Annotated in this window: 16 protein-coding genes, 1 pseudogene and 1 riboswitch; of the genes and pseudogenes, 11 read left to right on the top strand and 6 right to left on the bottom strand. The window is 38.4% G+C overall.

Annotation, left to right across the window (positions count from 1 at the left end; all coding sequences use genetic code 11):
* Positions 1 to 2: 2 nt before the first annotated feature.
* The 6 genes from kynA (at position 3) to metH (ending at position 9,952) form a co-directional block, all read left to right on the top strand.
* The gene (gene kynA, locus ACIQYS_RS17020; RefSeq protein ID WP_402982473.1) at positions 3 to 857 is read left to right on the top strand and encodes a tryptophan 2,3-dioxygenase; all 855 of its coding nucleotides are present in this window, start codon (positions 3 to 5) and stop codon (positions 855 to 857) included.
* Positions 858 to 869: 12 nt separating this feature from the next.
* A complete protein-coding gene (gene kynB, locus ACIQYS_RS17015; protein ID WP_402982471.1) occupies positions 870 to 1,496 on the top strand; it encodes an arylformamidase in 627 nt (208 codons plus the stop codon).
* A gap of 198 nt (positions 1,497 to 1,694) precedes the next feature.
* Positions 1,695 to 3,080 (top strand): protoporphyrinogen oxidase, encoded by a 1,386-nt coding sequence (locus ACIQYS_RS17010; protein ID WP_402982469.1) that lies wholly within the window; start codon positions 1,695 to 1,697, stop codon positions 3,078 to 3,080.
* Positions 3,081 to 3,280: 200 nt separating this feature from the next.
* Entirely contained in the window at positions 3,281 to 4,171 is an 891-nt protein-coding gene (locus tag ACIQYS_RS17005) for a nuclease-related domain-containing protein (protein WP_402982467.1), read from the top strand.
* A gap of 217 nt (positions 4,172 to 4,388) precedes the next feature.
* Positions 4,389 to 4,494: riboswitch (SAM riboswitch) on the top strand.
* 180 nt (positions 4,495 to 4,674) lie between these two features.
* A complete protein-coding gene (locus ACIQYS_RS17000) occupies positions 4,675 to 6,534 on the top strand; it encodes a bifunctional homocysteine S-methyltransferase/methylenetetrahydrofolate reductase (protein WP_402982465.1) in 1,860 nt (619 codons plus the stop codon).
* Positions 6,515 to 9,952, top strand: coding sequence for a methionine synthase (metH, locus tag ACIQYS_RS16995; RefSeq protein WP_402982463.1), 3,438 nt, complete (start codon positions 6,515 to 6,517; stop codon positions 9,950 to 9,952). The genes ACIQYS_RS17000 and metH overlap by 20 nt, the downstream gene beginning before the upstream one ends.
* 45 nt (positions 9,953 to 9,997) lie before the next feature.
* Here metH and ACIQYS_RS16990 read toward each other — a convergent pair whose 3' ends face one another.
* Positions 9,998 to 10,762 (bottom strand): DUF817 domain-containing protein, encoded by a 765-nt coding sequence (locus tag ACIQYS_RS16990; RefSeq protein ID WP_402982461.1) that lies wholly within the window; start codon positions 10,760 to 10,762, stop codon positions 9,998 to 10,000.
* Between the two features lie 492 nt (positions 10,763 to 11,254).
* Between ACIQYS_RS16990 and ACIQYS_RS16985 the strand changes: the two are divergent.
* A pseudogene (locus ACIQYS_RS16985) lies at positions 11,255 to 12,169 on the top strand (IS3 family transposase); the annotation flags it as partial.
* A gap of 239 nt (positions 12,170 to 12,408) precedes the next feature.
* On the opposite strand, the gene ACIQYS_RS16980 reads toward ACIQYS_RS16985, so the two are convergent.
* A complete protein-coding gene (locus ACIQYS_RS16980; RefSeq protein ID WP_402982459.1) occupies positions 12,409 to 12,612 on the bottom strand; it encodes a twin-arginine translocase TatA/TatE family subunit in 204 nt (67 codons plus the stop codon).
* Positions 12,613 to 12,772: 160 nt separating this feature from the next.
* On the opposite strand from ACIQYS_RS16980, the gene ACIQYS_RS16975 reads away from it, so the two are divergent.
* On the top strand, positions 12,773 to 13,369 hold the full coding sequence (locus ACIQYS_RS16975) for a TetR/AcrR family transcriptional regulator (RefSeq protein WP_402982457.1): 597 nt from the start codon (positions 12,773 to 12,775) through the stop codon (positions 13,367 to 13,369).
* Between the two features lie 41 nt (positions 13,370 to 13,410).
* Here ACIQYS_RS16975 and ACIQYS_RS16970 read toward each other — a convergent pair whose 3' ends face one another.
* The 4 genes from ACIQYS_RS16970 to ACIQYS_RS16955 all read right to left on the bottom strand — a co-directional run bounded on the left by ACIQYS_RS16970 (position 13,411) and on the right by ACIQYS_RS16955 (position 16,488).
* Positions 13,411 to 13,614, bottom strand: coding sequence for a twin-arginine translocase TatA/TatE family subunit (locus ACIQYS_RS16970; protein ID WP_093274514.1), 204 nt, complete (start codon positions 13,612 to 13,614; stop codon positions 13,411 to 13,413).
* 63 nt (positions 13,615 to 13,677) lie between these two features.
* Positions 13,678 to 15,402, bottom strand: a complete 1,725-nt coding sequence (locus ACIQYS_RS16965; protein ID WP_402982455.1) for a GMC family oxidoreductase — start codon at positions 15,400 to 15,402, stop codon at positions 13,678 to 13,680.
* A 31-nt stretch (positions 15,403 to 15,433) separates the two neighbouring features.
* Entirely contained in the window at positions 15,434 to 16,183 is a 750-nt protein-coding gene (locus tag ACIQYS_RS16960) for a gluconate 2-dehydrogenase subunit 3 family protein (RefSeq protein WP_402982453.1), read from the bottom strand.
* Between the two features lie 47 nt (positions 16,184 to 16,230).
* Positions 16,231 to 16,488 (bottom strand): hypothetical protein, encoded by a 258-nt coding sequence (locus ACIQYS_RS16955; RefSeq protein WP_402982451.1) that lies wholly within the window; start codon positions 16,486 to 16,488, stop codon positions 16,231 to 16,233.
* 316 nt (positions 16,489 to 16,804) lie between these two features.
* On the opposite strand from ACIQYS_RS16955, the gene ACIQYS_RS16950 reads away from it, so the two are divergent.
* The 3 genes from ACIQYS_RS16950 to ACIQYS_RS16940 all read left to right on the top strand — a co-directional run bounded on the left by ACIQYS_RS16950 (position 16,805) and on the right by ACIQYS_RS16940 (position 20,313).
* Positions 16,805 to 17,392: a hypothetical protein gene (locus tag ACIQYS_RS16950; protein WP_402982449.1), complete on the top strand. Its 588-nt coding sequence runs from the start codon at positions 16,805 to 16,807 to the stop codon at positions 17,390 to 17,392.
* Positions 17,393 to 17,502: 110 nt separating this feature from the next.
* Entirely contained in the window at positions 17,503 to 18,567 is a 1,065-nt protein-coding gene (locus tag ACIQYS_RS16945; RefSeq protein WP_402982447.1) for a M24 family metallopeptidase, read from the top strand.
* Positions 18,568 to 18,717: 150 nt separating this feature from the next.
* Entirely contained in the window at positions 18,718 to 20,313 is a 1,596-nt protein-coding gene (locus ACIQYS_RS16940; protein ID WP_402982445.1) for a catalase, read from the top strand.
* Positions 20,314 to 20,329: the final 16 nt, after the last annotated feature.

The following is a 20,329-nucleotide window of genomic DNA, read 5'->3' as shown; positions in this document are numbered from 1 at the left end:
CCATGTCGGAGGATATTTCGAAGCTGCATGATAATTTGAAAAGTGAAAAAGGAATTCATACAGATTTTGGCGCTGATATGACGTACAGTGATTATTTGCAGCTAGGTGACATTTTATCAAGTCAAAAAAGGTTATCTGGTCACCATGACGAAATGCTATTTATTATCATTCATCAAGTAAGCGAGCTTTGGATGAAGCTAATATTGCATGAATTAACCAGTGCTATTCAAGCAATTCAAGAAGATAAAATGCAAGCTGCTTTTAAGATGCTCGCACGTGTTACGAAGATCCAAACACAAATCATTCAAGCTTGGGATGTACTTTCGACATTAACTCCTGCTGAGTATTTAGAGTTTCGCGATAAGTTAGGGAAAGCATCTGGATTTCAATCCTTCCAGTATAGGCAGATTGAGTTTGCTCTAGGCTACAAAACAAAGCATATTCTTAAAATCTATGAACAAGATTCTGAATTGTACGAGCAGCTAGAAAAAGCGTATAATGCACCAAGCATTTACGATGTATCGATCCAGGCATTAGCAAAAGCAGGATTTCTACTAAACCCAGCTATGGTGAAGCGGGATTATTCCGTAACATATCGTGGAGATGAGTCAGTTGCTAATGCATGGAAAGAAGTATATCGAAATGTGGAAAAGTACTGGAATTTGTATCAATTAGCAGAAAAGCTCGTGGATGTGGAAGATTGGCTACAACAGTGGCGCTTCCGCCATATGAAAACAGTGGAACGAATTATTGGATTTAAAGCTGGAACAGGTGGTTCATCCGGTGTGAATTATTTACGTAAAGTGCTAGATCATCGATTTTTTCCAGAACTGTGGGATTTGAGAACGAGTTTATAATGGGGGCTACCAATGAATAAACAATGGATTGATATTTCACAACCTTTTTCGAATAAAATCGGGACTTGGCCAGATGATACCCCGTTTCAATTTGAACTAGCATTTTCAAAAGACCAGACTGGTTCCGTTAATATCGGTCGATTCACAACAAGTGTGCATACTGGCACGCATGCCGATGCGCCGTTCCACTTTGATAATAATGCTCCGACAATTGATCAGCTCGACGTTAATATTTATATTGGTCGGGCTAAAGTAGTGGATGTGACAGGACTACAGTCAATTGGAAGAGAAGAGCTTCAGGGATTTGAACTAGATGGTGTGGAACGATTACTTTTGAAAACTGCTAAAACTGTAAGTATAGAACAGTTCCCTACAGAAGTTCCTGTGTTAAAAGAAAATATAGGTGCTTTTTTGCAGGAAAAAGGGATATTTTTGATCGGAGTCGACCATCCTTCTGTCGATGCTCTAGAAGATAAAGAATTACCTGCTCATCATGCACTTTATCGACATGGCGTCTATATTTTAGAGAACTTATTGTTACAAGATATATCACCAGGTAATTATGAATTGATTGCCCTGCCCCTAAAGATTCAAGGAGCAGATGGTAGTCCAGTTCGAGCGGTTGTTCGGGCGATATGAGAAAGCAAAGGATCTTTTGTTAGTGATTGTAGCTAATAAAAGATCTTTTGTATGTTCAAATTTGACGAAACTGTAAACTATTAAAGATATCCAATTGAACAAGGGGGGAATAGTGAGTTAAGTCATACCAGATATTTTAAAAAACAATTATACTAGAAGGAGTTAGTGACACCGGATTTAAGACAAGGAGTGAGTATTTTGAAAAAGGTAGTTGTCATAGGCGGAGGAATTACTGGACTTTCGACGATGCATTATTTGCAAAAACTAAAAAAAGAAAAAGCATTAGATATTGAGTTAGTTTTAGTGGAATCGAATAATTACTTAGGAGGGAAAATCCGCTCGGTAAAGAATGAAGAATTTATTATGGAGACGGGAGCAGACTCGATTGTTGCTCGTAATGCAGGGGTTATGCCTATAGTAGAAGAGTTAAATTTACAAGACGAGCTTGTATATAATGCTACAGGTATTTCCTATATTTACACGAATAACGAATTGCATGCTATTCCCGTTGATACAGTATTCGGTATACCGACAAGTGAGGAATCATTAGAAAGTAGCACATTAGTTTCGGATGAAGGTAAAGAGCTAGCACTGAAAGATTTTGAGTTGCCAAATGAAAACTTTACGAAAGATAGCTCAATCGGATCCTTTCTTACATACTTCTTAGGGAAAGAGTTAGTGGATAAACAAATTGCTCCCGTGTTGTCAGGTGTATATTCAGGGGACCTGGATAAGCTTACACTGGCTTCTACATTACCTTATTTAGTCGACTACAAAGATGAATACGGTAGCATTATTAAAGGCTTAGAAGCAAATAAAGAAAAGTTTCAAGCGGCCGCAAATAAAAAATTCATTTCTTTTAAAAATGGACTATCTGCATTAATTGATCGTCTGGAAGAAGAACTTCAAGATGCGACAATATTAAAAGAGGTTCATACAACGAAAGTAGCGAAAAACGGTGACACGTATGAAGTTTCCTTTTCCAATCACGAATCGATTTCAGCAAATTACGTTGTGTTAACGACTCCACATAATGTTGCACAAAGTTTATTGCAAAACGAGGAATTGGATGCTGACTTCAATAAGCTAAAAAACTCATCCCTCATTAGTATATATCTTGGCTTTGACATTCCGGATGAACAGCTTCCTGCTGAAGGTACAGGCTTTATCGTTTCCGAAAATAGCGATGTGAAATGCAATGCGTGTACGTGGACGAGCCGTAAATGGAAGCATACCTCTAAAAACAGCAAGTTGCTTGTTCGTATGTTTTATAAGAGCACCAATCCTGCATATGATGAAATGAAACATATGAGTGAAGAAGAGTTAGTTCAAGTTGCGTTGCAAGATATCGAAAAGAGTTTGAAATTAACTGGAAAGCCTCAAATTGTTGAAGTAACTAAATGGAATGATTTAATGCCAAACTACCACTTGAAGCATGGGCAAGCAGTTCAATCTTTGACGGAGAAAATGGCGGTTGAGATGCCTAATATGGTACTAGCCGGTTGTTCGTATTTTGGAGTCGGCATAGGTGCTTGTATTAAAAATGGAAAAGAAACTGCGGAGTTAATTGCTGCAAGAAATTAATTTTAGATAAGAATGTGGGACCAAAATTTAATTTTGGTCCTTTTTTTATTGGCAAAATGAAATTGTTCGTGTTTTGATGGAATTTACAATTTTTGAGAATGTGATACGATGCGGATGGGGGTGGTTTATTGATCGTTAAAACACGTTCATATGAGTATAACTTGGTAGGCTTACAGTTTCTGGATAGGAGGTTGCCAGATATGCACGCTATGAAAGAGTTGATCCATTCCAAGGTGCAAGCTGCGAGAGCGGGAGTTAATGGTGAGGTAAGGGTGGATGATGTGTTTCAGAAATATTCATTTCCTTTTGAGTATGTAGTGCTACACGATGTAAGTTTAGAGTCCCGGGGGAAATTTCAGATGGACACGATTTGTTTGACGCAGTATTTCGCGGTTATTTTAGAAAGTAAAAATATCGGAGGGAGCTTGTCGTTTAAGGATAATCCACTCCAATTAGTTCGAGAGTTAGACGATGGGAAAATGGATGCATTTGAGAGTCCTGAGGTCCAAATTGAACGAAACAAGTATTTGTTGAGTGACTGGTTTCGTTCCATTGGTGTGGAGCTTCCTATTTATGGGGTGATTGTATTAAGTAATCCTAAAACAATCGTAGTGAATTCTCCGCATAAATTTCCAATAATTTTCCCACAAACGATTCCAGTATTTTTACGAAATATTCCAAGGGCCAAAGTTTATATGGATGTGCACCAAATGCATAATCTTGCGAAGGAAATCGTAGCAAGCCATCGGTCGTACATTCCTTATCCAATGTGCAAGAGATGGAGTATAGACCCACGTGATTTGTTGACAGGTGTGCTTTGTGAAAAGTGCGATAAGCTTGTGATGGTGAAGCGGAAAAACGGATGGAACTGTTTGAACTGTGGTCATGTGGATCGGCACGCCCATGAGAAAGCAATTCGAGAGTGGTTTGTGCTAATTGGAGAGAGCATTAATAATCGGCAGTGTCGATATTTTTTGCAGTTGGACTCTTTTCAATCCGCCTCACGTATTTTAAATTCGATGGGACTTGTTAGAGAGGGCACATCTAAAAGTAACACAATTTATAAGTGGATTTGGGATGAAAAAAGTTGAATCGGATAATGAACCAGCAGAATAGGATAATAGATGCTGATAATCGGATAATGAATGGGAGAAATCGGATAACCGACTAGGATAATCGGATAATCAGTACCATTAATCGGATAATACTGTAATCGCCATAACAAAATTAAGAAAATTCAAATCATTACTTGACGCTTCACCTTATTAAAGGTACGATAAAACTACTATATAAAAACTGAATATTAAATTCTTATCAAGAGAAGCTGAGGGACTGGCCCTTTGAAGCTTCAGCAACCTGCCGAATAGGTTAGGTGCTAAATCCAGCAGACGGTTAATAGTCTGAAAGATGAGAAGGGACGAATTTTGTAAACTCGTAAAGCCTTCTTTTTAAAGTGGGCTTTTTTATTTTTTATTTAGTCGGGGCGGATGTCACAGATTTTGTAAGGAGTTCATCGAACAAGTTCGATGCAGAATCTGGACGCACTGTTTTATGCGCCAAGGCGAATTTGATTAGATAGAGAGGATGAGTGCAAATGAGTTTGTTAGATAAGTTGAAAACGAATATGTTAACAGCGGATGGGGCGATGGGAACGCTCCTCTATTCAAACGGAATTGATTATTGCAATGAAGAATTAAACATCGAAAGACCAGAAATTATCGAAAAAATCCACCAGGACTATATTGCCGCTGGTGCAGATATTATTCAAACAAATACATACGGTGCGAATGCGATTAAACTAGCAAGATATGGACTGGAGAATCGTGTAAAAGAAATAAATGAAGCGGCAATTCAAATCGCGAAACGAGCTGCCGCACCAGGCGGACAATTTGTACTTGGAACAATAGGTGGAATTCGAGGGATTCGAAAAAGCGATGCAACTTTAGAGGAAATTATTCAAATGGTCGACAGCCAAGTAAATCATTTGCTTACTGGAAATCCAGATGGACTATTACTTGAAACGTATTATGATTTCGAAGAGTTAGCTGCGACTGTGACACATTTACGAAAACGGACGAATACACCGATCATCGCGCAAGTATCGATGCATGAGCCGGGTATATTGCAAAACGGGCTATCATTAAACGATGCACTACAACAGCTGGACGCAATAGGAGCAGACGTCGTTGGAGTCAATTGTCGTCTAGGCCCTTTCCATACGATACAAGCGCTCGAAGGGGTCACGCTTCCGAAAAGTGCATTCCTTTCTGCATTCCCCAATGCCAGTTTGTTGGACATGGAAGATGGACGTATTGTGTACGAATCGGAGGCTGATTATTTCGGTCGTGCGGCGCTAAACTTACGTGAAGAAGGGGTTCGATTGATCGGTGGATGCTGCGGAACGACTCCTAAGCATATCGAAGCAACCAAAAAAAGAATTGGTCATTTACCACCATTAACTAAGAAAGTCGTTGCCCCTAGAAAGCAGATTATCATTCGCGAGGCAGAGCCGAATATTAACGAACCGCTTCATGAAAAAGCACAAAAGGAACGGACGATTATTGTAGAACTAGACACTCCACGTCATCTAGATACGACAACTTTTATGGAAGGTGCTAATAAGCTTTACGATGCTGGTGTAGATGCCGTAACAATGGCGGATAATTCACTTGCTTCCCCTCGCATAAGCAATATGGCGATGGGGTCGATGTTAAAGCTGCAAAACAATATTCGACCACTTGCACATATTACTTGCCGAGATCGCAATCTTATCGGTCTGCAATCCCATTTAATGGGGTTGGATGCACTCGGTATTCATGACATTTTGGCGGTAACAGGAGATCCAACAAAAGTAGGGGACTTTCCGGGGGCCACAAGCGTTTATGATGTTTCAAGTTTGGAATTAATCCAATTAATAAAGCAGTTAAATGAAGGTATTTCCTTCTCGGGGAAATCACTTCGAAAAAAAGCAAACTTCTCTGTGGCGGCGGCTTTTAATCCAAACGTTCGAGTATTAGACCGCGCAGTAAAAAGATTAGAGAAGAAAATCGAGTGTGGAGCAGATTATTTCATCACGCAACCTGTGTATACAAAAGAAAAGATTCAAGAAATTTATGAAGCGACAAAACATTTAGCGACTCCTATTTTTATCGGTATTATGCCGCTTACAAATATTCGAAACTCCGAGTTCTTACACAATGAAGTGCCTGGTATCAAATTATCCGAAGAAGTGCTGGAAAGGATGCGAGCATGTGGTGAAGATAGAGAGCGTGCCACTGCAGAAGGAATCCAAATTTCCAAAGAATTAATCGATACAGCAGCGGAATTATTTCATGGTATTTACATTATTACACCGTTTTTCAGATATGACATGTCACTTGAACTAATTAATCATATTAAAGAAATTGACGGAAAGAAAGTGAGAGAGAACAGCTATGTCCAAACATCCAATTGAGCAGCAACTAGAGGTAAGAATTCTTATTATTGACGGTGCGATGGGCACGATGATACAAAATGCAAACCTTTCGGCAGAGGATTTCGGTGGGGAGCAATACGATGGATGCAATGAGTATTTGAATATTGTAAATCCTGGTGTCATTGAGCAAATTCATCTGGAATATTTAGAAGCTGGCGCAGATATTATCTGTACGAACACATTTGGTGGGACACCAGTTGTGTTGAATGAGTATGATCTCGGTGACCAAGCATACGATATTAACTTTCGCGCAGCCCAACTTGCAAAGAAATGCACGGAAAAATTATCGACTACGGATTGGCCACGTTTTGTAGCAGGGGCGATTGGACCGACGACGAAAACGCTATCTGTTACTGGCGGCATAACTTTTGATGAATTAACGAATGACTTTTATGTGCAAGCAAAAGCATTAGTGGAAGGCGGCTCTGATCTGATATTACTCGAAACGAGTCAAGATATGCTAAACGTTAAAGCAGCAACGATAGGAATTAAACAAGCATTCACAGAAACAGGAAAAGAACTTCCTATTATGATTTCCGGAACAATTGAGCCAATGGGAACTACTTTAGCTGGGCAAAACATTGAAGCATTCTATATTTCGATTGAACATATAAAACCGCTTTCTGTTGGACTGAATTGCGCAACTGGACCTGAATTTATGACAGATCATATCCGCTCTCTTTCTGAGCTCTCGGAGGGGTATGTAAGTTGTTATCCCAATGCTGGACTGCCAGATGAAGAAGGTCATTATCATGAATCACCGGACTCATTGTCCAAAAAGTTAAAAGGTTTTGCAGAAAAAGGCTGGTTAAATTTAGTCGGTGGATGCTGTGGAACGACTCCTGCGCATATTCGAGCAGTTCGAGAAGCAGTGGAAGGTCTCGCACCAAGAAAACGAGCGGAAGCTAGTCATGGCCATGTAGTTTCTGGAATCGAGCCACTCCTATATGATGAATCGATGCGCCCATTGTTAATTGGTGAACGGACGAATGTAATTGGTTCAAGGAAGTTTAAACGACTTATTATCGATGAAAAATTCGAAGAAGCCTCTGAAATTGCACGTGCCCAAGTGAAAGGTGGCGCTCATGTAATTGATATTTGTCTAGCAAATCCAGACCGTGACGAGCTGTCGGATATGACAAACTTTATGAAAGAAGTCGTGAAAAAAGTAAAGGCGCCGCTCGTTATTGATTCGACGGATGAAAAGGTTATTGAAGAAGCGTTGAAGTATTCTCAAGGAAAAACAATCATCAACTCGATCAACTTAGAAGATGGGGAGGAACGGTTTGACGCCGTTATGCCGCTCGTCAAAAAATACGGAGCAGCGGTAGTAGTTGGAACAATAGATGAAGTTGGAATGGCCGTCACACGTGAACGCAAACTAGAAATAGCAGAAAGGTCGTATAATTTACTTGTAAACAAATGGGGACTTGCACCGGAAGATATTATTTTTGACCCACTTGTATTCCCTGTAGGAACAGGAGATCAACAATATATTGGCTCCGCAGTCGAAACGATTGAAGGAATCCGTTTAATAAAAGAAAAGATGCCAAGGTCACTGACTACCCTAGGAGTAAGTAATGTATCATTCGGTCTTCCACCTGTTGGTCGTGAAGTGCTTAATGCAGTTTATCTATATCACTGCACGCAAGCAGGTCTCGATTACGCGATTGTGAATACGGAAAAACTAGAGCGATATGCATCCATCCCAGAGCAGGAAATTGAGATGGCAAATGAATTATTATTTACGACTACTGACAAAACACTTGCAGATTTCACTGACTTTTATCGAGATAAAAAGAAAGAAAAAACGGAAGCCGATATTCCGAAAACAGTACCTGAACGTCTTGCCTATTATATTATTGAAGGAACGAAGGAAGGACTTATTCCGGATTTAGAACAGGCACTTAATATGTACGATTCACCACTCGAAGTAATAAATGGGCCCCTTATGGAGGGGATGTCTGAAGTAGGGCGTCTCTTCAATGATAATCAATTAATCGTTGCGGAAGTTCTGCAAAGTGCAGGAGTGATGAAAGCATCCGTTTCCTATTTGGAACAATTCATGGAAAAAAATGCAGATGACTCTGGTAAAGGAAAAATCGTTCTTGCAACGGTAAAAGGGGATGTGCATGATATCGGCAAAAACCTCGTCGATATTATCCTAAGTAATAATGGATACAAAGTATTAGATATAGGAATAAAAGTCACTCCAGCGGAATTAATAGAGGTAATTCGAAAAGAGAAACCGGATATTGTAGGACTTTCCGGATTACTCGTTAAATCTGCTCAACAAATGGTCATAACAGCACAGGATTTTAAAGAAGCCGGTATAGATGTACCGATGCTCGTAGGTGGAGCAGCACTTTCAAGACGCTTCACGGAAACAAAAATCTCTGCAGAATATGAAGGACCAGTACTATACGCAAAAGATGCGATGCAAGGATTAGAGCTTGCAAATCGCTTACAAAATAAAGACGATAAGGCAACACTATTAGAAGAACTAACGATTCAACAAGAAAAACGAAAAGTAGCGGAAGCAAATAGAGCATCGAAACAAGCAGTAGCGGTTTTAACAAAACCAGTGAAGACAGTGCGAGAGGATGTACAAGTATATCAACCCAAAGACTTGCGCAGACATGTTTTAAAGGAATATTCCGTGTCGCATCTATATCCGTATGTGAATATGCGAACGCTAATCGGTCATCACTTAGGTTTAAAGGGATATAGTGATAAACTGTTAGAACAGGAAGATCAACGTGCGGTAGAATTACACGAACTTGTGACAGAGTTTTTAGGAGCAGATATATTAAAACCATCTGGACTATACCAGTTTTTCCCTGCACAATCAGATGGGGATGATGTGATCATTTATGATCCGAATGATGCCAAAACAGAAATAGAGCGTTATACATTTCCACGTCAATCGGTGGAACCTTATCTTTGTCTTGCCGACTACTTGAAATCGGTCGAAAGTGGCGAAATGGATTACGTCGCGTTTATGCTCGTTACTGCAGGACATGGTGTACGTGCAGCTGCAAACAAACTAAAAGAGCAAGGGAAATTTCTAGAGAGCCATGCTTTGCAAGCAACTGCACTAGAATTAGCAGAAGGATTCGCAGAACGCATTCATCAAGAAATCCGAGACCAATGGGGCTTCCCAGACGCAACCGACTTTACAATGCGCGAACGATTTGCGGCTAAGTACCAAGGGCAGCGCTTTTCATTTGGCTATCCAGCTTGCCCTAACCTTGAAGACCAAGCAAAATTATTTGGTCTTATCAAACCAGAAGATATAGGTGTGGAGTTAACAGAAGAATTCATGATGGAACCTGAAGCATCCGTATCTGCTATTGTATTTGCACATCCAGATGCGAGATATTTTGTAGTGGATTAACAATAAAACACAGCCAGCAGATTTGCAATCTGTTGACTGTGTTTTTTAATCTACTAGCTTAGTACCACTCTTCACTCTCTTCAATTGAGCTACAATAATAACACTAATAATAACAAGTAAAAACCATGAGCTTATTTTTCCTATATGCACAATTGACCATGTTGCTTCCTGATTAGGATATTGCCAAGCGCCTAAAAACGTCGTGATATTTTCAGCAATCCAAATAAAGAAACCAATCAACAGAAAAGCTAAAATCATATGCATTTTAAAAATTTTTTCATTGACTTGAAAAGTTACAAACGTACGGAAGAAAATAATGAACAATAAAGCTTTTAACACCCACCGTATATCATAACTAAAATGATGCGTAAAGAAGTTCAAATAGATAAGCAAACTGATACTAACGGCGAAAAATGGCTTTGGCCAGTTATACATATGCAAATCCATTCGTCTCCAGCTTTGACAAATGTAGCTTGCGACACTCGCATACATAAATCCACTGTATAAAGGTACCCCGAAAATCTTGCTATAAGCTTCTTCAGGATAAGCCCATGAGCCCATATGTATTTTAAATATTTCTAAAGCTAAGCCAATAATATGAAACAAACAAATAACTTTTAACTCATCAAATGTTTCCAGTTTGGATACAAGCATAAAAACCTGTGCAGCTATACAAATGATTAATATAAAATCATAGCGCGGCAAAAAGGGAACCGCGATCCACTTCGATAATGCAAGTGCTCCAAATATGATTACTGGAAAGACACAAGACAGTGCTTGCAAATACCCAAATCGTAGAAAGTTCCTCATAGGAGCTCGACCTCGACTTTCTTCTAAATTTATACATTTAGAATTTGGACGAAATAGCTTGCTACAAGTTGCCCATTAACTCATTCAAAAATGGGTATTTTTCCACTTTGGTTTTGGAAGAATAATCCTAAGTGAGACAAAACAGAATGTGAACGCGACAAACTAGAGTTAGTATAAAAAGTGGACATGTTAAAACACGACCTTCATACTAAAAGAAAATAAAGGGAGCTTGTTTGTGATGGCACTAACAAGTAGAGAAATGCGTGAATATCTGGTGAAGTTAGTCGGAAGATGGAAGAAAAGCGACGGAGTTGGGTTATGAGCATGGGATAAAACCAGCAAGAATACGTGCATGGGTAAGAACCTATAAAAAAATAAAAAGCTTGCAAGTGACGTTCAACTTAGCTCTTCCACGGAATTAAAAAACCGTATAGCAGAGTTAGAGAAAAACGAAAAAGAGCTGAAGGAGGAAAATGAAATCTTAAAAAAGGCCATGCATGTCTTCGCCAAGAGCCACACGTGATATTTAAGTTCATGGAGGAACATCAATATGAATTTCGCGTGGTGAAGATGTGTGAAGTTTTAAAGGTTTCTACTAGTGGATATTACAAATGGTTGGGAGAAAAAGAAAAAAGAAACAATATCCGTGAGGAAAAAGAAAGAATTAACCAACTGATTCGACTATGCTTAATGGAAAGCCATGAAACTTATGGCAGCCCACGAATTTTAGAGGAATTGAAAGCACGAGAAGTTTTTCTGTGCGAGCGAACAATAGGAAAACGAATGAAAGAGATGGGGCTCCGCGCAACGTCCAAGACCCCTTATGTAGTGACGACTGATTCGAATCACCAATACCCTATCTATCCGAATCTGCTAGAACGTCAATTCATGGTAGACGCACCTAATACTGTATGGGTAACAGATATAACTTATATCTGGACTATTCAGGGTTGGTTATATTTGGCGAGCGTAATGGATCTGTTCTCCCGAAAGATTGTAGGATGGAGTATTGGGGCAACGGTGAAAAAAGAGTTACCATTAGAAGCTCTTATACAAGCTATTATGTTGAGAGAACCGGGGGAAGGGCTCATCCATCACTCTGATCGCGGGTCACAATATTGTTCCAATGAATATACCGAGCTATTGACCGAAAGAAAAATGAAGGGAAGTATGAGCCGCAAGGGAGATCCTTATGATAATGCCTGTATTGAGTCTTTCCACGCAACCATCAAAAAAGAGTTGATTTATCGGCATAAGTGGGAGACGAGAGAAGGAGCCATAAAAGCCATCATACACTATATCAACCAGTTCTATAATACGAGAAGAAGACATTCCACGTTGGGTTATGTGAGTCCTGTAGACTTTGAACAAGCGTACAATAAAAGTCGACTTTTAGCTGCAGGGTAAGAAAATGGGAGATGGTGGAAATAGGATAGGTATGGTTTTGACCTATCCTATTTTCACCATCCGAGCAAGCGGTAGCGCGGTAGTGGAAAAAGAAAAAGTTGTGATTTAATTTGTCTACTTTCTTTACAGAAGACCAAAACAGAATGTCGAACACGACATACTCACTCGCGAACGCGACAAAAATCAAATGAGGGCTATCGTTTACTCAAAATCGACTTCGAAATAGTCCCCTTCCGGTATTATTTTTTCTTTTTAGCTTCTGCTTCACTGTCTTCTAGTCTGAATTCATCCGTGACATCATCCATTATTTCTTTTGTGGAAGTTTTGAATTCTTTCAAAGTTTGCCCAACAGCTCGACCTAATTGAGGTAGTTTAGCTGGTCCGAATATAATTAAAGCTAAAGCAAGTACGATGATTAAACCTGGTACACCGATATTTGGCATGGTATTACCTCCTTTTAACAGTGACTTTTAATATTACCTAATTCGGGCATTTTTATACTTTTTGCCTTCCAGATTATGTTGCAACCGTGTAACTAGAGTTAACATCATTAATACTGTATAATTTATTCCAGAAGTTGTGGATTAGTAAAGAGGGATGTACATGAGTTTGGAAAAACGGAATGACACGAATAGAAGTATTCGAAGAACAAAGCGAATTTTTAAGCTGCATTTCATTAGTTTAATCCGCGAAAAAGGATATAAAAACGTAACAGTTACAGATATTGTGGAGCGTGCTGATTATAATCGAAGCACTTTTTATTTGTATTTTAAGGATAAAGAAGATTTGACGGAGGAATTAGTAAACGAGGTTTTAGATGAATTGCATTATTCATTTCACATGCCTTTTGAAGAGGTGGAAGTGGTTAAGTATAACAGTATTTTGCCCTCATCGAATTCATTTTTCCAACATCTATATGAGCGAAAACAATTTTATAGTCTCTTAGCAATCCAAGATACAATACCGGGGCTGGAGCAGAAATTTCTGGAGAAAATGAAAGAAATATTTGAAGCTATTACTTATATCGATATAAAAAAAGAAGAAGTTCAAATTGAGCATTTTAATACCTATAAGATGTACGGTTCATATGGAGTTATTTTAGAATGGATTAAGGGTGGTTATGTAAAATCACCAGATCAAATTTCGGATAATCTTTTAGAAATATTCAAGACGAATACTAGTTCATTTAGATTAAAATAAAAAAGCCAGCTATCATGAAAATAGCTGGCTCTTCCTATTAATTATTTCTTTTCAAGCTCTATTTCTTTCGCTTCAGATTTAACTTCCTCTTTTTCTTCATCATTTATAATATCTCTTGTAGAGGTTTTAAATTCTTTCAATGTTTGTCCAACTGCTCTACCTAATTGAGGAAGCTTTGAAGGGCCAAAGATAACTAAAGCAATAATTAATACAAGTATTAAACCCGGTATCCCTATATTTGGCATGTAAAATTTCCTCCTTTTTTATTTAGAATTATTATAAATATAACATACTTCGTAAAGAAAGTGTTATTTTGCGTTGACTAATGGACCGCCACCGTTTTTCAAAAACTCAATCATTCCTTCAGCTGCACGGTAAGTTAGTGCGGCAACTGTTGGTGTTGGGTTTGTAGGTCCGAAGTGAGGGAACGCTGAAGCGCCACATACGAATAGGTTGTCCACATCCCACATTTGCAAGTAGTTATTAACCGCAGAAGTTTCTGGATTTGCTCCCATAATTACGCCACCAGCATCATGTTGGAATGTGAATCTTCCTCCAAAATGCTCAGCCATTGGGATAATATCGATAATATCTGCGCCCATTTCTTTTGCTACTTCTGCGCATTTTTCTACTAAAAATTCATTACGCTTATGATCCATTTCTGTATAATCAAAAGTTACACGAATTAATGGATCACCATAATCATCTTTGTAAGTTGGATCCAAATCTAGATAATGATCTTTATGTGGCAAAATAGCTCTTTGCGAAACAATTGTCATGTTACGGTGATAGTAGTGTAAAGAGTTTTCTTTAAATTCTTTCCCCCACATAGGAGTACCAAAAGGAACGGGATTATTTGTAATTGGTTCGTTCCCCATAAGATGCATCTCAATTTGCCCACCATGGATAAAATCAACATTACTATGGTCGAAATTATCCGCATTGAAGTCATTATACGCAGAACCAAGAGCTCCAGTCCCAATATAACTATTAAATTTCTTTTCTTCAAAGTAAGCAATTGCTCCGGTAATCGTATGATGATCTGTATAGTTTTTCCCAATCATTCCTGTGCCTGTTTTTGGATTATATTGTTCGCCGATTCCAGATAATAATAGTAAACGAACATTATTAAACGTGTAACTAGTCAATGCAACAACATCCGCAGGTTGCTCAAATTCTTCCCCTGTACGAGTGTCTTTATAAAGTACACCTGTTGCTTTATCTCCATCATATAAAACACGCGTAACAATGGAATTTGTGCGAAGCTCAAAGTTACCAGTTTTCTTAGCAGTTGGGATAACGGTTACGATTGGATCCGCTTTTGCACCATATTCGCAACCATAGTTTCCGCAAAATGCACAATATTGACATGCATTTAATGTTTCCCCATCTGGATTTGTATAAGCCTCTGAAATGGTCCCTGTTGGAACTACATATGGATGATAGCCAAGTTTTTCTGCTGCTTCATGAAACATTTTCATTTGTGGTAACTTTTTAAGTGGTGGAGTAGGATAGTCGATGGAACGCGGTCCTGCTAGTGGGTCAACTTCTCCTGAAACCCCAGCCATTTGTTCGAACTTCGAGTAATATGGTTCCAGTTCATCATATGTAATACCCCAGTCTTGGATTGTTACTCCATCAGGAATTTTACTTTCGCCATACTTTTCGATTGTTTTACTACGAATTTCAAAATCATAAGGGAAGTAGCGGTATGTTTGCGCACCCCAGTGAGCACCTCCACCACCAGTTCCAGTTCCTAGAACAAGAGCTGTTTCATCACGAACTGGTTTTGCTTCGTCTGCTAACGTATTTCGGAAAGTAATCGTATCTTTCGTTAACTTTTGCATTAACTCTTTATGAGTATTGTATTTTAATTCATCATGACCGTGTAAATAATCTTCAATCGTTCTTTCTACTCCACGCTCTAAACCAACTACGTGATAGCCGGCTTTTGTTAGTTCGGCAGCAACAATACCACCTGTCCAACCCATACCTGTTGTAACAACGTCTACTTTAGGTAATTTTGTAACCATAATATATGAACCTCCTCATTTTAAATGCTTATTAATGTTTATGTCCGCCTAAACTAACAGGCTCTATTAGAACAAATTCTTCTTCATCTAAATAGGCAGTATAAGACATTTGTGCGCCTGGGAATTCTTTCATTTTCCAGCCGGCCATGTTTTTATTGCCTCCGTATAATGGATCAGCAAAACATCCTTGTAGTGTAAGTGTTCTTAGTAAACTAAAAAATGCAGCGGAACTTACTAATTCCATTTCTACTTCACCAGCTTGGAAAGAAGTTAATACAGTGATTTTTTGTTCTTCCGTTAAGTCTTTAAAGAGCGTACCGTCGTATTCTTTCTCACTTACTTCATTTAGCTTGCGAGCACCTTGTAACATGATATCCGCTTTATTAAGTGGAGTTTCTCCTGCAGTAAAAGGACCTTTTCTATAGTCATCTGCATTACTTCCCCAAGGACTAGCTAGTTGTTTATCGATAAAATAAGGAACTCCTAATGTAATTGCGCCAGGACCATTTTCGTCTTCCGGATAAATCATTTCCGTAGCCGCTGCCATGGCATCGAAATCTTTTTGACGTGCGAAAAACTGACGAGTCTCGCTATAATCGATGGCAGTATGAGTTGAATCGTTGGCAACTGTTGGAGTAGTAGTCTCTGATTTCCCGCCTAGTAAACTACCAATGGCACCACCTACTACTAGTCCACCAACAGTTAATCCAGAGTTCTTGATAAATGAACGTCTAGAAGTACGTTTATCTAGAATAGGATTGTTCTTTTCTTGTTCTGACATAAATGAAACCTCCAATTAAATAAAATAGAATTTTTTTACGCATATGATTAATGAAAAATAGAATGCCAGTTATAAATGATTGAAAATACGGCGGTAAATGCTAGCAAAGAAGCTAGAAAATATGAATATTTTTTGCCTGTCCAGCAAAGTACAATAATGAACAAACCGATACCTGCACCTAATAAGGAAAACCAGGGAAATTCATTATCGAAGAAAAAAAGAAAAAGTGCAAAATCAGCTACTATAAATAAAGCGAAGAAAACCTGGTTTAATAATTTCAATTCTTCTAAGTTGTATTGAGTCATACTATTTCTCCTTTACATTATATTTTTAGCGAATAAAAGATAATCTAAATGTACTAAATATACATTGAAATTTTAACAGTCTTAAGAAATAGGGACAATCACTAAAATAAATCTTAATGACTACTGACACGACACTTTCACTTGATTTGTTGTATAATCAATGAATTTCTTTTCTTATTTTCGCAACTTGTTCTTTCTCTACGTCTCAAGCCCTACTAATTTTCCTCCTAGAGTCCGTTTAGTGAAAAACGTTTTTAAGAGATGATTAGAACAGTAGATAAGGGGGCAAAATGCTTCCATGAACGAGGTGAGAAAAATGGGAAAAACTATTTATATCGTTTTGAGTAACACAGGGACGTTATTCTCTAAAGCGATAGGTATGTATACGCGAAAAAATATGAACCATGCGTCCATTGCTTTTGATGAAGAACTCAATGAGATGTATAGTTTCGGGAGAAAAAACAAGCATAATCCTTTTAATGGTGGATTCATTAGAGAAGAACCTACAGAAGGGCTTTTTACGAATGCAACATGTGCCATATATAAATGCCAAGTTTCCATACAAGAATATAATCGAATGCGGTATAAAATTCGTCACATGGAACAACAAAAAGAGTTTTATAAATACAATTTGATTGGATTGTTTGGTGTTGCTATGAACATTAAAATAGAGCGGCCGTATGCATTTTTTTGTTCGCAATTTGTAGCAATGATCATGAACGAATGTGAGACGACGAGACTTCCTATTGCTCCATGTTTTGCACAACCACATCATTTCGAACAACTCCCGACGACAAATCTTCTATATAAAGGAAACTTACAGGCTTATTTATATGAAAAACGAGGATTAGAGAAACAAGTACGGGAAGGTGTTTGGAAACGTTTAGCTTTTCAAATGCAATAAAGTGCAGTTATTTCCAACTTAAACCTCTGAATGATTTCTTTCCTATAGTAAATTCAACATTTTCGTATTATATTGAATTATAGGAAAATGAATTCTACGGGGGTTTAATGATGGAAAAGCTAGTGAAATTAAGACAATCGTTTGATGAATTAGGAATTGACGGCATTTTAGTAACGGATGGTATTAATAGAAGATACTTAACAGACTTTACCGGAAGTGCTGGAACGGTGCTTATATCGAAAACGGAAGCATATCTATTAGTAGATTTTCGTTATACTAGTCAAGCAAATGCACAAACAAAGGATTTTACAGTGAAAGAAATAGATAGAGCGGTAATCTACGAGGAAATTGCTAATCTTGCGGAAAGTTTGGGGATTAAAAAGCTAGGTTTCGAACAACAACATGTATCTTATCAGTACTATTCCGAATTTAGTAAATATGCCAAAGCTGATTTAGTACCGCTTTCTGGAGCAGTTGAAAAATTACGTATGTTTAAAAATGAAATAGAAATTGCTACGCTTAAAAAGGCAGCTGAAATTTCAGATGCTGCTTTTTCACATATTTTAACGGTTATTCGTCCCGGGATAACGGAAATCGAAATAGCAAATGAACTAGAATTCCAGATGCGAAAGTTAGGCGCTACCTCTTCTTCCTTCGATATTATTGTTGCTTCTGGCGTTCGATCTGCATTACCTCATGGAGTGGCTAGTGAGAAAATAGTACAACAAGGAGATATGATTACCCTTGATTTTGGAGCATATTATAATGGCTATTGCTCAGATATGACGAGAACGGTTGCAGTTGGTGAACCGAATCCCAAACTGAAAGAAATCTATGCGATTGTATCCGGAGCCCTTGAACATGCACTTAGTGGCATAAAAGCTGAAATGACAGGGAAAGAGGCGGATGCATTAACTCGTGATTTTATAAGTGAAAAAGGATATGGCGAATATTACGGGCATGGTATGGGTCATGGCATTGGCTTATATATCCATGAAGACATTTTTATGAATCCAAAATGTGAGCAGCTCATTGAAGAGGGAATGGTTTTAACGGTAGAGCCGGGTATTTATATTCCTGATTTTGGTGGTGTTCGTATTGAGGATGATATTCTTTTGAAGAAAGGCGGAATAGAAATTATTACGAAATCCAGTAAAGAACTAATTATTTTGTAAAGATAAAAGCTTCTCGCTTTACTTCTATTGTTGTAAAACAATATTAGTCATAGCGGGAAGCTTTTATTATTTGCTTTTTTGTTTAGTTAATATAGTAACTGGATAGAATATAGTAGGAATAGAATATATAGGTATTTAGGAGGGGTACAGATGACAAAAGAGCAATCTAACTTTGAAACAAATATGGAAGATGAAGATACGTTAACGAATAGACAAGGACATCCAATTACGAACAATCAAAATATGCGAACAGTAGGAAACCGAGGACCTGCTACACTTGAAAACTATGATTTTATCGAGAAAATTAGTCACTTTGACAGAGAGCGAGTGCCCGAACGAGTTGTGCATTCACGCGGTGCAGGAGCACATGGGTATTTTGAAGCGTATGGAGCAGTTGGTGATGAAGAAATCTCAAAATATACACGTGCAAAGTTGTTTCAGGAAAAAGGGAAACAAACTCCTGTTTTTGTTCGTTTTTCTTCTGTTATTCACGGAGGGCATTCTCCGGAAACATTACGTGACCCACGTGGATTTGCAGTGAAATTTTACACAGAGGATGGTAACTGGGATTTAGTAGGGAATAATTTAAAAATTTTCTTCATCCGAGACGCGATAAAATTCCCAGATATGATCCATGCATTTAAGCCTGATCCAGTTACGAACATTCAAGATTCCGAGCGGTTTTTTGACTTTTGCGCGAGTTCTCCAGAAACATTTCATATGGTTACATTCGTTTATTCGCCATGGGGTATTCCAGCAAATTATCGAATGATGCAAGGGTCGGGAGTTAATACGTATAAATGGGTGAATAATGAAGGCGAAGCAGTCCTCGTGAAATACCATTGGGAGCCAAAACAAGGTATTCGAAATTTAACACAATCGGAAGCAGAGGAAATACAAGCGAAAAATTTTAACCATGCAACGCAAGATTTATATGATGCGATTGAAAAAGGAGACTTTCCAGAATGGGAACTACTCGTTCAAATAATGAGTGATGATGAACATCCAGAACTAGACTTCGATCCTTTAGATGACACAAAGCTATGGCCAGAAGATAAATTCCCGTGGATGGCAGTTGGTAAAATGGTGTTAGATCGAAATCCGGAAGATTATTTCACTGAAGTTGAGCAAGTTGCATTTGGGACAGGGGTACTTGTGGATGGGCTAGACTTCTCGGATGATAAAATGTTGCAAGGGCGTACTTTTTCTTATTCAGATACTCAGCGTCACCGAGTAGGGGCGAATTATTTACAACTCCCAATAAATGCACCAAAAAAACGAGTTGCGACCAATCAAAGTGGCGGTCAAATGCAATATAAGGTGGACCGGGCACCTTTCCAAAATCCACATATTAATTATGAACCTTCCATTTTAGATGGATTGCAAGAAGCTACGCAAACGGGTAAAGAATATACACCAATGATAAAAGGGAACTTAGTTCGACAATCGATAGAAAGACAAAGTAATACAAAACAAGCCGGAGAAACATATCGTAATTTTGATCAATGGGAAAAAACCGAACTCATTGCCAATCTTGTAAATGATCTATCTAGCTGTGATAAAAGGATTCAAGAAAAGATGATTGCACTAGCAGAAGAGGCAGATGAAGACTATGGACGTTATTTAAGAGAAGGTCTAGCACATGCCGGAAAAGGCGGATCAAGCCAAAAACCACTAGGAAATCGTGATGGCGATCAGGCACCTAAAGATGCAATCGAAAAAAGTAATGAAGCAGAACCATATTAATAACTTAACCTCACTT

This window comes from Psychrobacillus sp. NPDC096426 (assembly GCF_044762745.1).
Taxonomy (GTDB): Bacteria; Bacillota; Bacilli; order Bacillales_A; family Planococcaceae; genus Psychrobacillus.
Note: the sequence above shows the minus strand (reverse complement) of the source record. Positions and strands in the feature narration are given on the sequence as shown.